The 20,283-nt window shown below is 41.0% G+C and carries 19 protein-coding genes and 1 pseudogene; 1 reads left to right on the plus strand and 19 read right to left on the minus strand.

Annotation, left to right across the window (positions count from 1 at the left end):
• Positions 1-18 precede the first annotated feature (18 nt).
• The 17 genes and pseudogenes from L6410_RS07335 to tehB form a co-directional block, all read right to left on the minus strand.
• The gene (locus tag L6410_RS07335; protein ID WP_237395232.1) at positions 19-990 is read right to left on the minus strand and encodes an O-fucosyltransferase family protein; all 972 of its coding nucleotides are present in this window, start codon (positions 988-990) and stop codon (positions 19-21) included.
• 44 nt (positions 991-1,034) lie between these two features.
• The gene (locus tag L6410_RS11015; protein ID WP_336512762.1) at positions 1,035-1,616 is read right to left on the minus strand and encodes a beta-1,6-N-acetylglucosaminyltransferase; all 582 of its coding nucleotides are present in this window, start codon (positions 1,614-1,616) and stop codon (positions 1,035-1,037) included.
• Entirely contained in the window at positions 1,553-1,861 is a 309-nt protein-coding gene (locus L6410_RS11020; protein ID WP_272877291.1) for a beta-1,6-N-acetylglucosaminyltransferase, read from the minus strand. The genes L6410_RS11015 and L6410_RS11020 overlap by 64 nt, the downstream gene beginning before the upstream one ends.
• Positions 1,862-1,951: 90 nt before the next feature.
• A complete protein-coding gene (locus L6410_RS07345; protein ID WP_237395233.1) occupies positions 1,952-2,449 on the minus strand; it encodes a glycosyltransferase in 498 nt (165 codons plus the stop codon).
• Between the two features lie 10 nt (positions 2,450-2,459).
• A complete protein-coding gene (gene pssD / locus L6410_RS07350) occupies positions 2,460-2,936 on the minus strand; it encodes a PssD/Cps14F family polysaccharide biosynthesis glycosyltransferase (protein WP_237395234.1) in 477 nt (158 codons plus the stop codon).
• A 291-nt stretch (positions 2,937-3,227) separates the two neighbouring features.
• Positions 3,228-3,653: pseudogene (locus L6410_RS07355) on the minus strand (DUF1972 domain-containing protein); the annotation flags it as partial.
• 38 nt (positions 3,654-3,691) lie between these two features.
• Positions 3,692-5,068 (minus strand): sugar transferase, encoded by a 1,377-nt coding sequence (locus L6410_RS07360; RefSeq protein WP_237395235.1) that lies wholly within the window; start codon positions 5,066-5,068, stop codon positions 3,692-3,694.
• Between the two features lie 105 nt (positions 5,069-5,173).
• Positions 5,174-5,896 (minus strand): CpsB/CapC family capsule biosynthesis tyrosine phosphatase, encoded by a 723-nt coding sequence (locus tag L6410_RS07365; RefSeq protein WP_237395236.1) that lies wholly within the window; start codon positions 5,894-5,896, stop codon positions 5,174-5,176.
• A 39-nt stretch (positions 5,897-5,935) separates the two neighbouring features.
• Positions 5,936-6,631, minus strand: a complete 696-nt coding sequence (locus L6410_RS07370; protein WP_237395237.1) for a tyrosine-protein kinase — start codon at positions 6,629-6,631, stop codon at positions 5,936-5,938.
• A gap of 9 nt (positions 6,632-6,640) precedes the next feature.
• Complete coding sequence (locus L6410_RS07375; protein WP_237396761.1) at positions 6,641-7,330, minus strand: YveK family protein; 690 nt, start codon at positions 7,328-7,330, stop codon at positions 6,641-6,643.
• Positions 7,331-7,362: 32 nt separating this feature from the next.
• Entirely contained in the window at positions 7,363-8,820 is a 1,458-nt protein-coding gene (gene cpsA / locus L6410_RS07380; RefSeq protein ID WP_237395238.1) for an LCP family glycopolymer transferase CpsA, read from the minus strand.
• Positions 8,821-9,083: 263 nt separating this feature from the next.
• Positions 9,084-12,449 carry an FtsX-like permease family protein gene (locus L6410_RS07385; protein WP_237395239.1) on the minus strand — a complete coding sequence of 1,122 codons (3,366 nt, stop codon included), beginning with the start codon at positions 12,447-12,449 and terminating at the stop codon, positions 9,084-9,086.
• Between the two features lie 8 nt (positions 12,450-12,457).
• Complete coding sequence (locus L6410_RS07390) at positions 12,458-13,159, minus strand: ABC transporter ATP-binding protein (RefSeq protein WP_237395240.1); 702 nt, start codon at positions 13,157-13,159, stop codon at positions 12,458-12,460.
• A gap of 94 nt (positions 13,160-13,253) precedes the next feature.
• Positions 13,254-13,580, minus strand: coding sequence for a helicase BlpT (locus tag L6410_RS07395; protein ID WP_237395241.1), 327 nt, complete (start codon positions 13,578-13,580; stop codon positions 13,254-13,256).
• A 271-nt stretch (positions 13,581-13,851) separates the two neighbouring features.
• A complete protein-coding gene (gene tpx / locus L6410_RS07400) occupies positions 13,852-14,346 on the minus strand; it encodes a thiol peroxidase (protein WP_237395242.1) in 495 nt (164 codons plus the stop codon).
• Positions 14,347-14,566: 220 nt separating this feature from the next.
• A complete protein-coding gene (locus L6410_RS07405) occupies positions 14,567-17,029 on the minus strand; it encodes a heavy metal translocating P-type ATPase (protein WP_237395243.1) in 2,463 nt (820 codons plus the stop codon).
• A 94-nt stretch (positions 17,030-17,123) separates the two neighbouring features.
• A complete protein-coding gene (gene tehB, locus L6410_RS07410) occupies positions 17,124-17,981 on the minus strand; it encodes an SAM-dependent methyltransferase TehB (protein ID WP_237395244.1) in 858 nt (285 codons plus the stop codon).
• 153 nt (positions 17,982-18,134) lie between these two features.
• Between tehB and L6410_RS07415 the strand changes: the two genes are divergently transcribed.
• Positions 18,135-19,178, plus strand: a complete 1,044-nt coding sequence (locus L6410_RS07415; protein ID WP_172090247.1) for a zinc-binding dehydrogenase — start codon at positions 18,135-18,137, stop codon at positions 19,176-19,178.
• A gap of 158 nt (positions 19,179-19,336) precedes the next feature.
• On the opposite strand, the gene L6410_RS07420 is transcribed toward L6410_RS07415, so the two are convergent.
• Complete coding sequence (locus L6410_RS07420) at positions 19,337-19,786, minus strand: type II toxin-antitoxin system HicB family antitoxin (protein WP_160863757.1); 450 nt, start codon at positions 19,784-19,786, stop codon at positions 19,337-19,339.
• Between the two features lie 37 nt (positions 19,787-19,823).
• Entirely contained in the window at positions 19,824-20,006 is a 183-nt protein-coding gene (locus tag L6410_RS07425) for a type II toxin-antitoxin system HicA family toxin (protein ID WP_014637653.1), read from the minus strand.
• Positions 20,007-20,283: the final 277 nt, after the last annotated feature.

Consider the following 20,283-nt stretch of genomic DNA (forward strand, 5'->3'; position numbering starts at 1 on the left):
AATTCACCACAATCTTTCTTAATCATATAGACCTAAATCAAAAACATATTCATCAACGTATTTTCCACCATTGAGGGCATAGCTGAATTTAGATCCTTGTGTTATGGAACTAATTAGATATTTACATCTGGAAAGCAGAATCATTTTTACTAAGTATTTCTGTCCACGAAGTTTTTTGTTGTCTTCCAAGACATTCGATCTGCTTAGAACATCTTTACCATCATAATCATAGATAAATGAATCATATGAAACGATTTTGATGTACTCTCCAAACTTATTTCTTAAATCATCATAAACATTTCCATCTTCTGTAACTAAAAAAACAGAAGCATGATATTGTTCAATAAACTTTTCAATTTGCTGTTCCACTTGCTTCACATTTGGCTGCACATATTCACCGGAAGGACGCAATTTTATATAATCCGTTCCCCTTACATAAACGCCAATACAATTATCTATATCGAGAGCCTTTGCTTCTTTTTCTACAAGAGTTAAAACCTCATCACTAAAACATAAATTCTTGTTTAAAAGCTCATAGCTCATTTTTTCAAGTTTTTTATTAAAAAAAATCTCCGATTCAAACAGTCCCAGTGGATTAACATCTTTTAACGTCCAACCGGACAGATAGACATTTTTACTATTGTAAACTTCCTCTTCTTTAATATCAGAAGGCTGTTCGAAAAAATAATTCCAAACATTATTTTTTCCATCATAATACTGCGTCTTATAATTTTTCCAATCTACAAATGGAATGTATCCATTTTTCTTTGCGTATTCTATGTATACGACCTGTTTATGAATTAATGATAGTAGCCCTTCCACTCCATCCTGATAATCCGGCTTTATAATATAAATTACTTTATCAGCATTACATTTCCCATAGCTTTTCTTTTTTTGAAGAATATTCCTTCTTGCTATGAAATAATAAATATATTTTAATTTATATCCTAAAAATCTATGCTTTCTTTGAAATTTCAACCCTACAGGCATATATTAATTCCTTCCGTTTTTTAACCTCACCAAAATTTCATTGATTAACCTCTTATCAATAGTTTCCGAAAATTTCCCAGCAAATAAATTGAGGTTTTCTCTGCCCCTCCCCCACCAATTTTCGTAATCAACATATCTATGTCCTTCAATCTGTATGTATATGGATTTCCGTTTTTCCCTCTGCTCCAATCAATGCAGCGAAGATTTGCCGACTGTTTTTCAGCCGGTTGAAAAATATAATCCTTAAAACCACAATTATATGCTATTGTTTGGATAAATAACTCATCCGCACAATTTGTATATGAAAATACACTCGTAATTTTATCTTTATTTTCAAGAATAACCTTCACAAGCTCATCTGTAATACTTACCCATTGCGAACCATATTTAATCTGCCAATCCAAATTTCTGACTCTATTTACGCCAAAAACAATTTGTAAAACCAAAGAAATTCTCTCGCAAAACGTGAAAAAAATGTTCTTCCATTTTTCTGCATACCTTCGTCTATAGTTCTGAAGAAAATGATAGTATTTAGATCTTCTGGATATTTCAGGATTTCCTTTTAATGCATCCTCATCATAAAGAATAAATTCCTTACCCTTGTTTTTCTCAAAAAAAGAATCAATTTCTTCATTGCTTTTAGTGGTAAATCAGCTCCGGAAATAATATGATAATAATCATAACCGTTAGTATATGCTTGTTTGAGAAGAAACATTTCTACTTGTACCTGTGAAAATCCTCCCCCATACACTTCAAATTCACGATAAAATTTTAATGATGATTTCGTTACTGAATTTCTAAAGTAGGATTCATCGAAATCCTTACTTTTCTTATCGATGTGTACATAAATATCGTGTGCATCGCTATCCAAACAATCTATTAACTTTTTCAGCTACCACCAATTATTATGTGCAATAATTAAAAAAGCATGTTTCATCATAATCCACCGTTTTCTTTTACCTTATTTCACCAAATCGTCTACTATCTCGTCTAATTCACTACAAAACTTTTCATTATTGCTTCTCATACCATGACCCATCTTAGCAACAATCTCATCGTATTTTTTGATCACATCACCAAGTGTACTTATATCCTCAACCGGGATAATGGTTCCCATTCTCTCTGCAACATTTCTTGCAAATTCCACCTGGTGGTCATTCACATGCTCATCAAACCGGTGTTGACGAGGTACAACGATAGGTGTTTTACCGATTTGCAGAGACATGATAAAACTTGCCGGTCCACCGTGTGTAATCACGATTCGTGCATCTTCAACATTTTTTATCATCTGCTGATAAGGAATCAGTTTACTCCACTGACAATATTTCGGTTCGTATGTACTGAACCCGGTTTGCATAATGACGTCTTCGGTAATGATTCCGTCTCTTTTTAATTCATCTACTGTTTTCACAAGCCTGTTAAACGGCTGCTCGTGTGTTCCAACTGTTACAAATATCATCTTTTCCCCTTTAAAAGATACTACCTAAATTGATAGCCTTCGGATAAACTTTCTTTTGTTCTTCCCACTGCACAATAAACTTATCTACAATCGGATATACCAACCTGCCGGTTACAGTAGGCTTGTCAATGCGGTCAAATACTTCTATGTAAATAAGTTTTGCTCCCATCAATTTACCAAGGTAAAAGAATGGAACCGCAACCGCCGCACCGGAAGAAATGATTAAATCCGGTTTTTCTTTACGCAGCACTTTCCAAGCAATAGCAGTATTCTTTATCAATGCTTTCAGGCTGCGATTGGTAGGATAATAGCAAGGATACATTTTTTCACCCTCTAGAAGGCTTCTTGCGTCCTCTTTGTCGAATGTAACCCAAAAGCGATTCTTATCCTTCCAGAAAGGCTTCAACATATATAAATGAGTCAAGTGGCCGCCTGATGAGCCAACTAAACAGATTTTTAAATTTTCTTTATTTGCTACCTGCTGCATAAATTTTTTTCCTCACACTAAATAAACTTTCTTTTCACCCGCGAGAAATAGCCCGAATGAAACTCTCGTTTCACTCAGGCTTGACTACCTCCTATTCTCATTTCTATTTCCACATATGGATTGTAATTAAGGAATCAACATCATTGGATGTGTATGTTTAATTCACTAAATATAGAAACCATCAAGCCGTCAAACGCGGTAGATTTCAACGGGAGTACTCTCTCGACCATGTGCGAAATAGACTTTTCAAGAAGATGGTCAAGCCGTCAAAACGCTGTATTTATGCGGTGTTTTCTGGTTTAACCATATAATATCTTTCCAGCCATCTGGATTAACAAATAATTGACCTCCTAATTGATGAATTTCTTTACGATATTTTGAAATAAATGGTCCGATTCGACAAGCTAGAATATAAAAAATAGGTTCTTTATCACTATTTTCTTTTGCAATCTCAATTGCTTTTTTTAATGCAGCAATATCATATGCAATTGCTTTAGCTGGACCAATGTTTGGAACATCTATGCTAAAACATGTTGCACCATTATATTCAAAAAAATCTTCACTAATATTAGATTTCTTTGAATTTTCCCTTGTACATGCCACGAAATACTTAATATTTTCATTTTTTTGATTTTCCGTTAATTTTTCTACAAAGGTTTCAAATCCGCCATATTTGGCAGGAATCCCTTTTGATACAATAATATAAACTGTTTTCATATAACCAAATTTTCCTAACATGTACAAATAATAAAAAACTACTTACTTCCCTCTTTTTTAAAAACCACGACGATAGTCTTCAACAATATCTTGATATCCGACCAAATCGACCAGTTATCGATATATTCAACATCGAGTTTTACCACCTCGTCAAAGTTGGTAATATTGCTACGACCACTTACCTGCCATAGACCTGTAATTCCTGGCTTGAAGCTGAGGCGACGTTTTTGACTTGGTGTATATTTTTCAAATTCATCCACTGTCGGTGGACGTGTACCAACCAAACTCATATCACCAACTAGCACATTATAAAACTGTGGCAATTCATCTAGACTTGTTTTTCGGATAAACTGACCAATTGGAGTAATCCGTGGGTCATTATCCATTTTAAACATACCACCCTGCATCTGGTTTTGAGACATAAGTTCTTTTTTCCGTTCCTCTGCATCAATATACATAGAACGGAATTTATAAAATTTAAAGATCCGTCCGTTTTTTCCTACTCGTTTCTGAACGAAAATGGCCGGTCCTCCATCTTTCCGAATAATAGGGGCTAAGACAATCCCGACCAGACCACAAATAAGAAGACCAATCACAGCCCCAAAGATATCCAACATGCGCTTTAGAAAGATATGGCTATGTTTGTAGTAATTGGAGTTAAAAGTCACGATGCTATGGTCTCCAACTTGTTTGATTTTTTTATTTTTTAAAGCCCTGAAATCAAATGAGTTAATATCTACACTCACATCAATACCCATGACTTCAAAATCAGAAACAAGATGTTTGAGATTGTAATGTTCACTCGGTAAGTTGATAAACACATGATCGACAACTTCGTGAGTCGCAAAGTCAATCGCATCATCAAAAGGAATTATTGGGACTCCCTCTGGAAACGCCACTTCACCATCTCCGATGACTACTATACCTGCCAAATATTTGGTAGGAAGTTGATCTGACTCAAAGAGCCCCTCCATTAATCGCAATCTCTCAGTTGTAGTAATGACTAATGTATTCTTTTGTTGCTCGGCAGTCATAAGGAAGAGGTATTTGTATCTACGCACAGTGCAGTTGATAATGTAAACGATGATAAAGGTAAGAATGGTAAATAAAGCCAACCCACGTCTCGTAATGATAAAACTATCTCCCAACAAAAAAGAAAAAGAAATAAGGAGTATGTCGAAAATCAAAACGTACCTAGCGACCCGTTCAAACTCTATTAAGTAGCCTCTACTCTCAAATTCTGTTGACATTCGAGAGAAATAAAAAGCCACAAAATGCAGGGCCAAAATCAATAGAATCCCTATCTGGTTCATCTTTGAGGTGGGCAATTGGGTGGTAATGGCAACAGCCACTACTACCCCAATTATTTCTAAAAGCGCCAGTCTAAACTGTCGGTATTCATTAATATTTACCATTTCATCTCCTACAGTCAATGGATATCTTTCTATACCATTGACTACTTTTTCATCTCCACTAAATTATTGAAAGGCAACATTTCGCGTTTATTTCAAATTTGTATCCTAATTTTTGAGTAGCATCAAGGGATTTTTCGTAAACAATGCCTGTGCACGGTCTCTTCCATATTCTTTTTCAATGTGTGTGAAGGCCTCCTGCATATAAGGCTTTCGTTTGGAGAGATTGTGCATATCGCTTGCCACACAAGTGACCAGATCATTTTCTAAAAAATATTGCACCCGTTTTTTAAAGGATTTGGCAACATCTCCAATCAAGCTTGGTTTTAAGACATGATTGCTATTCACCTGAGTAAGGCACCCCTTATCGATGAGTTCGGCTACCCGTTCTCCCTTAAATGCCAAAGCGTCGTAACGCTCGATATGGGCAATCACAGGAGTTAATCCTAACAATATGATTTCATTGACTGCCTCTTGGATCTCTTTCCAAGGGGTATTCATACTAAATTCTACCAATACTTGTTTCGTACCATTAAGGGTTGGTAGTTTCTTGGCATCCAATTTGCCTATAATATCCTTCGTGTAGTAGAGTTCACCACCATAACAAAGGGTCAATTCTGGAAACCGTTCGGCTACTACTTTTTTTAGCTCTAGATAATTGGCCATGATGATTTTCTCAGGCGTTTCAAACATCCCTTTTCGTCGATGAGACGTTGCTACAATCATCCGAACGCCCTGCCGCCATGCCTCATCAATTAATGCAAGGCTCTCCTCAAGTGTTTTCGGCCCATCATCCACACCAAATATGATATGAGAATGAATGTCTATCATTTCGTTACTCCTACATTTGAGAATTGATCATGATGACTACTAGGCTTTTTTACCGTAGTTCCCATAGTTGCCGTAATTGCCGTAAGCTCCATATTTTTCCGTAGCCACATCATATTTATTCAAGATAACACCTAAGAATGGCGTACCAGTTTGCTCTAGTTGTTCTGCTACTTTTTTAACCCCTGACCGTTTGACACGACCAGCCTCTGCGACAACGGCCATACCATCACACTTCTGTGCAATGATGGCTGCATCAATGACCAATCCCAAAGGTGGGCAGTCGACAATGACATAATCATAGTAGCGACGGAGCGTTGTGATGAGATTATCGAAATTTTTGCTTTGCAACAAGGCTGTTGGGTTCGGTGAAGCCTTACCAGATTCGATGACTGTTAAGTTTGGAACATCTGTATCACATAAGCCTTGTGACAGGTCGGTTGTTCCTGCCAGATAGTCTGTCAGACCCGTAATTTTTGTTGCGGGCTTGAAGAAACCAGACATGACTGAATTTCGAATATCAGCGTCCAACAAAATGGTTTTATAGCCTGAACGAGCATAGGCTATCGCTAGGCTGGCTGCAATCGTACTCTTTCCTTCATTTGACTCGACTGAAGTTATCCCGATGACCTTTAATTCTGAGCCACTCAACTGGATATTGGTCCGGATGGCGTTAAAGTATTCCTCGGTCTTTGTGACTAATCCACGTTTATTACTTGCTAATTCTAAAGTAGCCATGTTTCTCTCCTATTTCAATTTCTCTGCCTGTGGAACCACACCCAGCAGGGTCATTCCTAAGCCTTCTTCGATATCTTGTGGTCGTTTCACACGATCATCCAGCACTTCGAGGAAAAACACCAAGGCAGTTGCTAGAAAGGCACCTGAAATAAAGCCTAAGGCAAGGTTACGTTTCGTTTGCGGTGTCGATGGGTTTTCTGCTGGCAGGGCTGCTTCCAAAGTAGTCACATCACTTACCTTGGTCACCTCAATAATCTTTTTAGCAGCTTCATCACGAAGTGTATTAGCGATCGTTGCTGCTTGATTCGGATCACTATCGCGGACGGTGATAGACAAAATACGTGTATCAACAGGGATCTCCACTGTAATTTTCTCTTCAATATCATCCGTAATTCCTAGGATAGTTGTCACATTTTTCAAAACATCTTGAGATAGGATAATTTCCTTATAGTCTTTTACCAAGAAACTACCTGCTTGTAAGTCTTGGTTGGTGATTCCAGCTCCATTTTCGCTATTTTGGTTGACTACATAGAGACGTGTGGTTGAATCATACTGAGGAGTCACTAAAAAAGCACTGTATGCAAATGCTAGGCCAGTTGTCAATATAGCTGTGAAGAGAATCAGGAATTTCTTTCTCCAAATCGTTCTCAATAGTGATAAGACATCAATTTCAATTGTATTTGCTTCTTGGTTATTCATCATTGCTCCAAAATTATTCCATTTCTATCGTTTTATTGACCTGCTAAGGTCGCATTGATTGCTGCTTTTGCTTGTTCCAGACTATCTGGACTGAGCTCCATCATGTAGAGGGCATATCCAGGCATGGCATAGGATGGAAGAACTCCTGTACTTCCTGTTCCACTAACAGCTTGTGAAGTTACAGTAAAGTTTCCACCAGTTTCCAACTGTTGGTTGACCAACTCCATCATGGTTTCTAACTGCATATCAGTCTGGATAGAGTCAGAAAGTGACTGCATAATTTCCTGATAATGAATCAGGTTTTCAGGCTGGGTCAGCTTGTTAATCAAGGCTGCAATCACTTTTTCTTGGTTTTTACCACGGTCATTATCCCCATTGGCAAGTGAGTACCGTTCTCGAACAAAGCCTAAAGCTTGATCAGAGTCTAAATGTACCTGTCCTACTGGGAAATAATAATTTCCATGCAAACTTGTAAATTCTTGTGTATTTTCTACATCAACCCCACCCACAACGTCGATAAGCTTCAAGAAAGAAGTAAAGTTGAGACGGGCATAGTAATGAATATCAATACCATAGAGTTGCTCCAAGGTTTGGACGGAAGTATCGACACCATAGATCCCTGCGTGCGTAAGCTTATCTTTTTGGTTTTGACCAGCTCCTGGAATGGTAACATAGGCATCCCGAGGTGTTGTTGTTAGCAATATCTTTTTGGTATCCCGATTAATGGTCATAATGATATTGACATCAGACCGAGATACGGATGAGATTGATCCGTAAGTATCAATACCGCTGATGTAGATATTGATGGCATTACCCGTTTCTTGATTTGTACTTGAAGATTCGTTTTTAATTTCATTGGTCACAGAGTACAAGACCTTGATTTTCGAATCAACCTCTGGATCTTCTGCACGAAGCATTTCTAAGAAGACACTGTTCAAGACCATTGCATCTCCTTGGCCAGCCATCATGGCTTGGTAGGCATCCATATAAGAGGCTGTAGGAGTCGGTGTCAAGGTAACGTTTTTTTCTGACTGTAAGCTATCTAAAAGCTTGGTGATATTGTCTCCGTCATTGTCAACGGGAGCAAGCAAGCTCGTTACTTGGCTCACATCACTAATCGTGCTGTCTGCTGGTACAATGATTTCCATATCATAGCTAGAGTAACTAGCATTTTTATTGACTGTAGAGCCCAATTGTACCAAGCTTTGTACTCCCCAGATACCAAATCCAGAAAGGGCGATACCAATAATGAGGAGGACGGTTGTCCATTTTTTTGCCTTTTTCCTAAGAAGCAGGATAACCCCAACCACTCCTAGGACAGCCATTGCCCCTACTAAAAAGTGATTGAGGTTACGAAAGTTAAAAATCTGGTACCGATAAATACTGTAGGCTAAAAAAACAGCGGAAACGCTGTACACTACAAAAAGACCCCAATTTAATAGGGTCAAAACTGGTTTTTTCTTACTACGTTTAGTTCTTCTTGAATCCATAAATACTCCTAAATTCACCAGCTCAATTGAATACGATTATAAAAAGTCTACTAGAATAATGGTACACTAATTTCGCCTATTATTCAAGTAAAACAAAGTTTTTTTGGTGATGAATACGTCTACATTTTTATTTTCCCGAACGGGAACAACTAGCCTCTTAAAACGTTTGCGTATTTCTGTAAAAAACGGCAGGAACTCGACATATTTAAACAAGTAAGTACCCACCATTTGAAGCGAATGGAAATGTACTTATCTGTATATCATTAATCAATGGATTTCAGTGCTTCTAGCATATCAACCTTTCTCAGTTGGTGGTTGACATACCAACCAAGGAAGGCTAGAATGCCCACAATCGCTAAGATAGGTATGAGATAGACTTCTACTCCTACTTCTGGATTGAAGCGGATGCTATCAGAGCCAATCATGTAAAGTAAGAGGCGGTGGAGATAGAAGCCACCAATTAGCCCAGCCACAATCCCGATAATGGACAAGGCTATGGTTTCCCGATAAATGTAGAGGGTTACTTCTTTATTATGAAATCCAAGTACGCGAATGGTGGATAATTCTCGGATTCGTTCTGACATATTGATAATGGTCAGATTGTAGAGAATTACTAGTCCTAGTAAGATGGACAGTACCACCAAAATGGTCATGACGCTCTGAAGAGAGGCTGCCATTGTCGTTAGCATAGCCATGAGAGAGGTATTCTGTACCAGACTTTTGACAGCAGTCATATCCAATAATTGGCTGGATACTTCTTGGACATGTTGGGCACTATCCTTTTTGAGTTCGACTAGGTAGGCATTTGCTAATTTTCTGCTACCCGTCACCTCCTGATAGTATTCATCCGTCATAAAAATAAAGTGTCCAGCATACATGTCAGCAATACCATCTACTCGAACTTCAACTTCTTTGTCATTGAGGGTCAACTTAAGCTTATCACCAACGGCAACATCATATAATTGTGCGAGTTTCTCAGTCAGAATCACGCCTCGTCCTGTTAGAGTGAGTTCTTTTCCTTTACTGGTTTCAAGCTCTATCAAACGTCCCATATCTGGTCTATCCGTGATATAGAGGCTGATGGACGCTGTTTTTTCTTGGTCATTTGAGGTGATTTTTTCTGTTATTTGTTCAAATGCCACAGGCAAGGACTGTCGAACTTGGTTAGACTGTAGAAAATCAGACAATCCATCTAGTTCTTCCTCAGAAGCTTTGCTATTTTCCACCACCAACATATCATAATGGATCAGGTCGCCAAACTGCCGGTCGACGACACCAGAGATTGAGGAACGGATGCCTAAGCCGCCAAATAGGAGTGCAACTGTCCCCGCCACGCCAAAGATCGTCATCAGCATCCGCAGTTTGTAGCGGAAGATGTTGCGAGCTGTCACCTTGTGGGTGAAACTGAGGCGAGACCAGACAAAGCGCCAGCGCTCCAGAAGGATTTTTGAGCCTGATACTGGTGGTTTGGGTAAGAGGAGACTGGCTGGTTTTTCAAAGAGTTCGCGTTGCGCGACCAGATAGGCAGGCAGCACCGCGGATAAGAGCGTTAAGCCGATGGCTAGACTGGTCCACAGTGGATAGAAATACAAGGTGTATGCGCCAATAACCGTTGTCTCAGTGATGATAGAAGAGATAAGTGGAGATAGGACTGTATTTCCCAAGATGATGCCAGCGATAGTCCCTGCAAGCCCAGCGCATAGTCCGTACAAGACAAACTTAGCCATGATTTGTTTATTGGTGTAACCCAAGGCTTTAAACAATCCAGACTGGGTGCGTTCTTCATCTACAAATCGTGCCATTGTGGTAAAGGTCACCAAGGCAGCAACCAGATATAAGACGACAGGGAAGACATTCCCAACCGCTGCGATGGATTTGGTGGCATTTTGATAGGTTACATAGCCATCACTACCGGGCAAGGTCGAGCGTGTATAGACTTGATAACTGGATTTTTCAATCATACTCAACTCTGTCTTAGCGTCTTCAATTTCGCTCTGAGCTGCAGTGATTTCTTTTTCAGCTTGTGCTTTTTGAGTGGAGAATTCCTGACTTGCCTTGCTTAGTGCTTCGTCCGCCTGATTGAGTCTGAGTTCCTCTTGGTTGAGGGTCAGGCTGGAGGATTGCAATTGTTGGACACCCCATTCATAATCAGCAACACCTTTTTGATAGGCCGCGTAGCCATTTTCGTATTCAGTCAAGCCAGCATTATACTGTGCAAGGCCTGATTGGTATTCCACATTCCACGCTTCATATTGCTTTTGTCCCGCTTGATATTCGGCTTTTTTCGATTGTAATAAGTCAAAACCAGCTTGATAGCCTGCATGAGCTTGCTCAAATTCGGTTTCCAATTGATCCAAACGTGCCTTTTCAGCATCTAAGGCTTCTTGACGCGCCAGCAATTCAGGATAGTCAGATAAACTTTCACCTTCCTGCACTTGACTTTCTACTTGGGTATTGAGTTTATTTTGCTCTTGAAACCATGCACTTCTACCTGAGGAAATGGTGGCACCAAGATCATTTAATTGGGCATTTTGTTTGTCTAATTCTTGTTGGGCTGTTTCCAATTGCTGAGCGGATTGTGAGAGTTCTGCTGCGCTTGCATCCAAGAAAGATTTGGTTTGATCTAATTTTTTCTTGGACTCATCCAATTGCTGTTTGCTGGCCTCCAAGCGTGATTTTGTGTCAAGTAAGGTAGCATATGCTAGTCTCAGCTCGGATTCAGACTGTATGATTTTAGCCCTTCCACGCGCAAATTCTTCCCGACCTGTTGCTAGCTGGGCATTGCCTTCTTGGATATCCTTCTCGGCATCTGCTAATTCCTGTTGGGCTTTGGCAATTTCTTGCTCTCCCTTTGAAATTTCCTCTTGTCCATCTGCTTGAATGCTTGCAAGACGCTGTTCATCATTATCAGCAACAAGCGATTCCAGTTGCTTTTTATGGTCCTCCAGCTTTTCAGTATAGGCTTGACTGGCATAGGAAAGCTTCGCTAAATCATCATAGGAAATCCGTGCAATCATATAGATATCTGATTGGAAGACAGATGGCAATACGACCCCATAGCCTGTCAGCTGTCCTGTACCACTACTAGCCATTCCCATGGTGACATTGTCCCAAATCTCAGAAGAAGCTACAAAACCTACAACTGTGAACCTTGTTTCTTTTAGCACAGTACCATTTTTATCAGGTTCTATGACGCTAAAGGTATCTCCAATCTGATAGCTTGCTTGAAGAGAGGGTGATAAGGCTATCTGATTTTCAGAGGTTGGAAAATTTCCCTCCACTAAGGTGTACTGCGATAACTCTTCTGGTTTTGAAAACACCCGAACAGCCTGATGGTCTTCTTCCAGAACTACATCTTTGAAATACCCTGCCTCAACTGTTGCATTGTCAACCGTTTGAAGCTCTTTCACATCGTCTTGGGTGATGCCAAGTTCGGACATGACAGCCAAATCCATGGTTCGATTGGCTTCAATATATGCCTGTGCAGTTCGCTCCATGTTTGGAGCAGTTACCTTCAATCCTGTCAGTGCCAGCGAGCCCAACATCATCAAGCTAAAAATAGATAAAAATCGCCCTTTGGAGGACAACATGGATTGTCGAATGTCCTTCCAATAGATGGTCTTTTTCATAGTTTCTCCTAATACTCTAGACTGCTAATGTCCTGTGGTCTCGGGTTTATTTCAATTGAATGGATTCGTGCATCCCGCATACGAATCACTCGATCTGCAATTGGAGCGAGTGCCGCATTGTGCGTCACAATGATGACTGTCGCGCCTTCTTTTCGAGACATATCTTGAAGGATTTGCAAGACCTGTTTTCCTGTCTGATAATCCAAGGCTCCTGTTGGCTCATCACAGAGTAGTAATTTGGGCTTCTTTGCCACGGCACGCGCAATGGCCACACGTTGCTGCTCCCCTCCTGACAATTGAGCGGGGAAATTGTCCTTCCGATGTCCTAAACCAACCCGTTCCAAGACTTCTTCAGCATCAAGAGCATCTTTCACAATCTCTGCAGCCAATTCTACATTTTCCTTGGCAGTTAAATTGGCTACTAGGTTATAAAATTGGAAGACAAAGCCCACATCATCTCTCCGATAATTGGTCAATTCATGGCTTGATAATTTGGCAATATCTACCCCATCTATCAGCACTTCCCCTTCATCTGCTTGATCCATTCCGCCTAGAATATTCAGCAAGGTTGATTTACCAGCGCCTGATGAGCCTAGAATCATCACCAGCTCACCTTGCTCAATGTCAAAGGTTACATCTTTGTTCGCAATAATCAGGGCTTCCCCCATTTGATAGAATTTGCCTTCATTTTTCACTTGGATATAGGTCATATGACACCTCTTTCTACCTATAATTATAGCATAAAAAAGACAACCCTTTGATTTCCAAGGGTTGTGAGTTTTCTATTAACTGAATAGTTAGCAATTACCCTAATCTCGTATTTCCGTGAAGGAGTAGTTTGGGTTTTACTTGGTCGTAGTGAAATTGGTCATAGGCACGCCACGCTCGCTTAGTCGCTTCGCTTAATTGAACGTCCCCCAATCCGATCAGAAAACTTGCATTTTGATAAAATTTTTCCAATCGAATAGTGAGCCGATTGATATCTGTTGACTCATTCAACACCTGCAAAATTTCTTGTAAATGCTTTTCCAATCGAAACTCATCCATGGTCCCTCTCTTGTCAAGTTGGAAAGCTTTCAAAACGTCTTCAATCAAGCGATTAGCACGAGCTTGAAACAATACTGTATTCATCTCAATATCCTTATTTCATAAAATCGTCATCATTATAACAAGTAGCTATCTTTTTGTCAAAAAATGAAGCCACTACTTAATCAGTGTCAGTGCAGAACTGCTTAAGTAGCGGCTTTTTCATATCTGGCAAAACAAAGGCTACAAGGAATTGAGCCTGAGTGCCTTGAGCAAGCACATTTAGTGTAGCACATTGAGATTATTTTGTCATGTCTAACAGTTATTCCTTTAATTGGTACGGTCACAAAACAAGAGTTATTCTTGGTTTAACCATTTACCCCAATCCCTTCACCACTTCAATGACAGATTCATAATCAGGGTGCGTATTGACATTGTCCACGTACTCAACATACAGAATGGTATTGTCACTATCTAGGACAAATACGGCCCTTGCAAGCAAATGCCATTCTTCCATCAACACCCCATAGGCTTTTCCAAATGCATGGTCATAATAATCCGATAAGGTCACAGCATTTTCTAGGCCAGCTACCCCACACCAGCGTTTTTGAGCAAATGGTAGGTCTGCGGAGATAGTCACGACAACCGTATTATCACGATCAGCCAGTTCCTGATTGAAGCGACGAGTCTGGGTATCGCAAATCCCAGTGTCAATAGAAGGTACCACACTGATGATCTTATTCTTCTTACCAAAGTCCTTCAAACTTTTCAGGCTTAAATCATTGTCCATCAGCACAAAATCAGGCGCTTTATCCCCTACGGTCAAACGGGGGCCAATCAAGGTTACAGTTTGTCCAATAAATGTTGTCATATGCTTTCTCCCTTCCTTTTGTTATCATTGTAAGCGTTTAAGGAATTTTTAGCCACTAATTTGATTGGGAATATTATAAGCATAGAAAGAACTGAGGATTCGTAACGGAATTTAAATCCCAACAAATCCCTATAAAACCCATCCTAAATCAAACACCCCACAGACGAAAAAATCATCTACGGGGTATTTTCATATGTATAACATCATTACTGTCAATCCATTAGAGGCTATCAATTCGGGTGTTTTTCAATCGCAGAGCATTCAAGACGACTGACACTGAGCTGAGAGCCATGGCTGCTCCTGCCAACATGGGGTTGAGCAAGGGACCACCAAATAGGTGAAGAACACCCATTGCAACAGGAATTCCTATGACGTTATAGGCAAACGCCCAGAATAGGTTTTCCTTAATATTTCGAATCGTTAATTGACTGAGTCGAACTGCTCTTGGTACATCTAATAGATCTCCATGCATCAATACGAGGTCAGCAGACTCAATCGCGACATCTGTTCCTGTTCCGATAGCAATACCAACTTCAGCTTGGGCCAGGGCAGGGGCATCATTGATTCCGTCACCAACCATGGCAACTTGTTTTCCTGATTCTTGGATGCGTTTGACCTGTTCTGCCTTATCCTCTGGCAGAACTTGACTAATCACTCGGTCAATGCCGACTTGCTCTGCAATGGCTTGAGCTGTTTTGGCATTGTCCCCTGTCAGCATAACAACTTCCAATCCCATTTGGTGCAAAGCCTGGATAGCGGTCTGACTAGAGGGTTTTACTTGGTCAGCAATGGCAATCACGGCAACTAGTTCCCCATCTGCTGCCAAATAAACAGGCGTTTTAGCTTCGGAGGCGAATTTTTCCGCGACAGCTACAGCTTGGTCAATCTCAATAGCAGATTCTGTCATCAAGCTGGCATTACCTAACAAGATGTGTTGCTCTGCTATTGTCACCGATAAGCCTCGACCTGAAAGTGCTTGGAAGTCTTTGCTGGAAAGTAATGGTATGGAGGTTTCCTCTGCGGAACGCAAAAGGGCTTGTGCCAGTGGGTGCTCTGAGTATTGTTCACTGCTTGCTGCTAGCTGTAGGGCTTGTTCATTTGTGAAATGGCCGAAAACCTGAATGTCGGTTACAACTGGCTTTCCTTGAGTGATGGTTCCCGTCTTGTCAAAGACAATGGTATCGATTTTTTCAAGTACTTCAATCGCTTGTCCAGACTTGAAGAGAACTCCATTTTCTGCTCCTTTACCTGTTCCGACCATGATAGCGGTTGGTGTGGCAAGGCCCAAGGCACACGGGCAGGCAATGACAAGGACGGAGATGGTAATGGAAAGGGAGAACATCCAGGGCTCTTGTCCCAAGAAGTACCAAGCAAGGCCAGAAAGGACGGCTAATCCCATTACAATTGGAACAAAGACTGCTGAGACGCGGTCAGCCAACTGCGCAATCGGAGCTTTTGAACCTTGTGCCTCTTCCACCAAGCGAATAATTTGAGATAGGGTTGTATCTGCACCGACTTTTGTAGCTTGCATCTGAAATGCCCCATGTTGATTGAGAGTCGCTCCAACAACTATGTCTCCAACTGTTTTTTTAACAGGCAAACTTTCCCCTGTCAGCATGGATTCATCAACAGTCGATTGGCCTTCTACTATTTTCCCATCAACTGGAATCTGTTCACCTGGGCGGACTTGCAGTACATCTCCTACTTTGACTTGATCCAAAGGAATGGTCACTTCTTGACCAGCACGGAGGACATGCGCAGTTTTAGGGGCGAGGTTCATCAGTTTACTGATGGCTTCTGAAGTACGCCCTTTTGATAATGCCTCCATGTATTTTCCAAGAGTGATAAGAGTTAAAATAACAGCCGCTGACTCAAAATAGAGTTCTGGATGACCATGTTGGGTAGCTACTTGGTTGGTAGCAATCAAAATCGTCATAATAATCCCTTGAACCAGGGCTGCACTTGTCCCAACTGCAATCAAACTATCCATATTGGGATGACCTGCAAACAAGGTTTTAAATCCTTTTTGATAAAAAGCCCGTCCGACATATAAAACTGGCAAGACAAGTAGGAGCTGCACAAAGGCAAAAACAAGTGGTTGATGTAAACTAGCTGGCAAGGGTAATCCACCACCTGGCACCATTGGTCCCATTGCAATGTAGAGTAATGGGAGCGTGAAAATGGTTGACCAGATAAATCTGCGCCACAAATCATTTTTGTGTTGTTCTTTTCCGCTCGGTTGAGCTTCTGACTCTTGTGTTTTTGGCAGTACCGCTTTATAACCTGCTTTTTCAACAGCTGTCTCGATATCTGATAAGCTCAGATGGGCTGGATCATACTGAATGGTTGCTTTTTCCGTTGCTAGATTCACACTGGCGTTTTGTATTCCATCTAGCTTATTCAAGGCTTTCTCGACTGTCAGAGCACAGGTTGCACAGGTCATCCCTTCAATAGCAAGCGTTTGGCTCTGGTAAGGATTTTCCAATTCATATCCAGCTTTTTCTACAGCCATCTGCAAGTCTTTCATTTCAACTTCCTGCTCATCATATTCAACAGTTACTTTTTCAGTCGCAAGATTGACTGTAGCCTTGGAAACTCCTGCTACTTTTCCAACAGCCTTTTCAACAGTTAACGCACAGGTGGCGCAAGTCATCCCGTTAACATTATAGATGGATGTTTTCATAATACTGCTCTCCTTTTGACTACGTTTGTAATCAAATTATATACTTTTTGATTACATTTGTAAACGATTTTGATTAAAAAAATAGAGATCATCCCTATTTCTTTCGTGCTAACATGGTCGCAAACCGCATCTTAAGGAAATTGCCATTTTCATCCCGCTTATGGAGTTGACCAAAATCTTCATTGTATTTGACCAGTTCCCAGTCACGGTAGTATTCTTTCAACTCACCTGCTCCAAAAGTAAAGGAGAAATTCATAGGACATGGCGCATCTTCTGTATCCATGGCCGCCACAATTAAGTTATAACCTCCAGTGCGTGTTCTCTCCTGCATATTGTGGATAATGTCCGGTACTCGATCTCGCTCTAAGAACATAAAGACGACTGTTGAGATAATCCAGTCATAGTCCTGCTCCAGACTGGCTGAATTGATGTCATAGGTCCCAGCCTGCAAGTCCAAGTCTTCCACTTCCTTGACCTGCAAGAGTGTCCGAATACTTGGCACATCTTTATCTACAGCTGTTACCTCAAACCCCTGCTGAGCCAAGTAGAGACTGTTCCTGCCATGACCACAGCCCAAGTCCAAGACCTTACAAGGCTCAATTATCTTCAAAGCCTCTAAGACCTCCGAATGGGTTCGCGTATAGTCATACTTTTTAGCAAAATAGTCTTCTGGTTGACAGAAAAATTCCAAGAAAAACTCCGTTTCCTCAGTCAATAGGGTCACACGATGCCAGGCCTGCGGTTCCACAAAGGGAATATCATCGGTTGGACCATAGACATATTCTCCCAAAATCTCATTGTCATCTGAAATCGGCTCAAATTTGAGCTGCCCCTTCAAAACCTTGATCTTCGCCCAGGTACCCACCTTGGTATTGTGCTTGGTCAAAAAATGCTGGGGAACCGTATCCTGATTCCAAATGGGCATGCGTTTGTAAGGAACTAAAACTGTCATTATCTCTCCTTTTCTTTCCGATACACTTAGTCTATCACAAAGGAAATATGAATTCAAACCCATTTTTTTCTTGACTTGGAGTGAACTCCAAGGTGTATAATATTCCATATCAATCAGAAAGGATATTTACTGACAAGTAAATGTGTGATGAATATGAAAGCAGCTATTTATGAAAAAGCCGGTAAGATGACCGTTGCAGAAATCGAAAAACCAAGCCTTCAAGCCAAAGATGATGTCATTATCAAGGTCGTTAGGGCCTGTGTCTGTGGGTCTGACCTTTGGGGATACGGAGAAGACATTCACCATGACCACGGTGACACAAACTCTGGTCATGAAGCCATCGGTATCGTTGAAGAGGTAGGCGAAGACATTACAACACTTGTTCCTGGTGACTTCGTTATCGTTCCATTTACACATGGTTGCGGACACTGTGATGCCTGTCGTGCTGGCTTTGACGGTACTTGTGACAACCATCCAGGCTACACCAACTGGGGCAACAACTACCAGTCTCAATACATTCGTTTCCACTACGGGAATTGGGCCTTGATTAAGGTGCCTGGTCAGCCGAGCGACTACTCAGAAGGCATGATCAAATCTCTCTTGACTCTGGCAGATGTTATGCCAACAGGCTACCATGCTGCGCGTGTTGCAGATGTCAAACCTGGTGACAAGGTTGTTGTCATCGGTGATGGTGCAGTGGGTCAATGTGCCGTCATTGCTGCAAAAATGCGCGGAGCTTCTCAGATTATCATGATGAGCCGTTACGCAGACCGCCAGCAAATGGCTTTGGAATCAGGGGCTACTGCCATCGTAGCAGAACGAGGTGAGGAAGGTATTGCCAAAGTCCGTGAAATTCTTGGCGGTGGAGCTGATGCGGCCCTTGAATGTGTCGGAACAGAAGCCTCAATTGACCAAGCCCTCGGCGTGCTTCACAATGGTGGTCGTATCGGTTTTGTCGGTGTGCCACACTACAACAACCACGCCCTTGGCTCAACTTTTGCTCAAAATATCATTATCGGTGGTGGCTCTGCTTCCGTCACAACCTATGACAAAGAAATCCTGCTCGATGCAGTTCTCAAAGGCGACATTAACCCAGGCCGTGTCTTTACTCAGACTTACAGCCTAGACAATATCGACCAAGCCTACAAAGATATGGCAAATCGCAAAACTATTAAAGCCATGGTGACGGTGGAGTAAGATGAAAGAACAAAACCCCTGAAGTTTACATAAACTTTTGGGGTTTTCGTATAATTAGTAGAAAGATAAAAACGGAACCATCCCACTCATTAGAACTACTAATACTCAATGGGAGTTGAAAGGTCCAGTTTCAACACTTGCAATAACAGAATCAAATGTTAAGCATGAATTTTTTTATCTGCAATTGCATCTGTGAGGGTCTGTGAGAAATTCAATCCTAGTTCACGTCCTAGTGTGTCTGCCCAGCGTGGGATAGTGAGTGTTTTCTTTACTGGCTCTTGACTGCCCAAATACTTTGCAACATCCACCATCACCATGGAGATAAAAGACTTGCTAGAATCGTAAACCATCTCAAAATCCTCATCACGGAAAGGGTTATTATCTACTAATGACAAAGTATTTATAGAAGACGGGGTAGGAATGTCTCGTCCATTCTCGATATAATCAGCTAAGTTCATGCCTAACCAATCGCTAGCCATTGCCATAGCGTCCGCCATATCCTCGCCTTGAGTTGCTGAATGCTCAAAATCAGGGAATGTTACAAAGTAGGGTGCGTTAGCTCCGTCTGTATCATCAAAATAAAATAAAGCTGGATAAGTGACAAGCATAGTTTACCTCCAAATGAAAACAAGCGGTAGGCTGTTGTTATAACAGCCCTGCTTGCTTTTTGATACCCCTTTCGGTATATTTGTTTATTTCACCGTGGGGAATGGTTATGGGTCGCTCGCCTGCTTTTTCAAGTTTCACGTGTGACCCCTTACCGCCTTTGGTTTTTGTCCAACCATGGGCGGTAAGTAGCTTAACCATTTCTTTTTGTGTCATAGGCATAGCGCTTTTACCTCCTGACAAGATTATTATACCATACGTATTACACGTATTCAACCACAAAGATTCAGAAAATGTCTGAAATTTGTGACTGATAATCAATGTAAATAGCCTCCAAACTCTGGCTCTGATACTCAATGGAAATCAAAATCTGACTTGCTCTAAAGTTCGGGGAACCTTTAGAGGTTGGAAATAGGCGAACGTAGTTCGTTTCGCTTTGACGCAAATAGAACTCTGTCCCTTTTATATTTCAAGGGAACAGGCTCTCAAGCTCTACTGG

The organism is Streptococcus parasuis (assembly GCF_021654455.1).
Taxonomy (GTDB): Bacteria; Bacillota; Bacilli; order Lactobacillales; family Streptococcaceae; genus Streptococcus; species Streptococcus parasuis.

Excerpts from the sequence above, each read along its gene's own strand:
- L6410_RS07335 (WP_237395232.1), bottom strand. The coding sequence starts at position 990 with ATGCCTGTAGGGTTGAAATTTCAAAGAAAGCATAGATTTTTAGGATAT.
- L6410_RS07345 (WP_237395233.1), bottom strand. The coding sequence starts at position 2,449 with ATGATATTTGTAACAGTTGGAACACACGAGCAGCCGTTTAACAGGCTT.
- pssD (WP_237395234.1), bottom strand. The coding sequence starts at position 2,936 with ATGCAGCAGGTAGCAAATAAAGAAAATTTAAAAATCTGTTTAGTTGGC.
- L6410_RS07360 (WP_237395235.1), bottom strand. The coding sequence starts at position 5,068 with ATGGTAAATATTAATGAATACCGACAGTTTAGACTGGCGCTTTTAGAA.
- L6410_RS07365 (WP_237395236.1), bottom strand. The coding sequence starts at position 5,896 with ATGATAGACATTCATTCTCATATCATATTTGGTGTGGATGATGGGCCG.
- L6410_RS07370 (WP_237395237.1), bottom strand. The coding sequence starts at position 6,631 with ATGGCTACTTTAGAATTAGCAAGTAATAAACGTGGATTAGTCACAAAG.
- L6410_RS07375 (WP_237396761.1), bottom strand. The coding sequence starts at position 7,330 with ATGAATAACCAAGAAGCAAATACAATTGAAATTGATGTCTTATCACTA.
- cpsA (WP_237395238.1), bottom strand. The coding sequence starts at position 8,820 with ATGGATTCAAGAAGAACTAAACGTAGTAAGAAAAAACCAGTTTTGACC.
- L6410_RS07385 (WP_237395239.1), bottom strand. The coding sequence starts at position 12,449 with ATGAAAAAGACCATCTATTGGAAGGACATTCGACAATCCATGTTGTCC.
- L6410_RS07390 (WP_237395240.1), bottom strand. The coding sequence starts at position 13,159 with ATGACCTATATCCAAGTGAAAAATGAAGGCAAATTCTATCAAATGGGG.
- L6410_RS07395 (WP_237395241.1), bottom strand. The coding sequence starts at position 13,580 with ATGAATACAGTATTGTTTCAAGCTCGTGCTAATCGCTTGATTGAAGAC.
- tpx (WP_237395242.1), bottom strand. The coding sequence starts at position 14,346 with ATGACAACATTTATTGGACAAACTGTAACCTTGATTGGCCCCCGTTTG.
- L6410_RS07405 (WP_237395243.1), bottom strand. The coding sequence starts at position 17,029 with ATGAAAACATCCATCTATAATGTTAACGGGATGACTTGCGCCACCTGT.
- tehB (WP_237395244.1), bottom strand. The coding sequence starts at position 17,981 with ATGACAGTTTTAGTTCCTTACAAACGCATGCCCATTTGGAATCAGGAT.
- L6410_RS07415 (WP_172090247.1), top strand. The coding sequence starts at position 18,135 with ATGAAAGCAGCTATTTATGAAAAAGCCGGTAAGATGACCGTTGCAGAA.
- L6410_RS07420 (WP_160863757.1), bottom strand. The coding sequence starts at position 19,786 with ATGCTTGTCACTTATCCAGCTTTATTTTATTTTGATGATACAGACGGA.
- L6410_RS07425 (WP_014637653.1), bottom strand. The coding sequence starts at position 20,006 with ATGCCTATGACACAAAAAGAAATGGTTAAGCTACTTACCGCCCATGGT.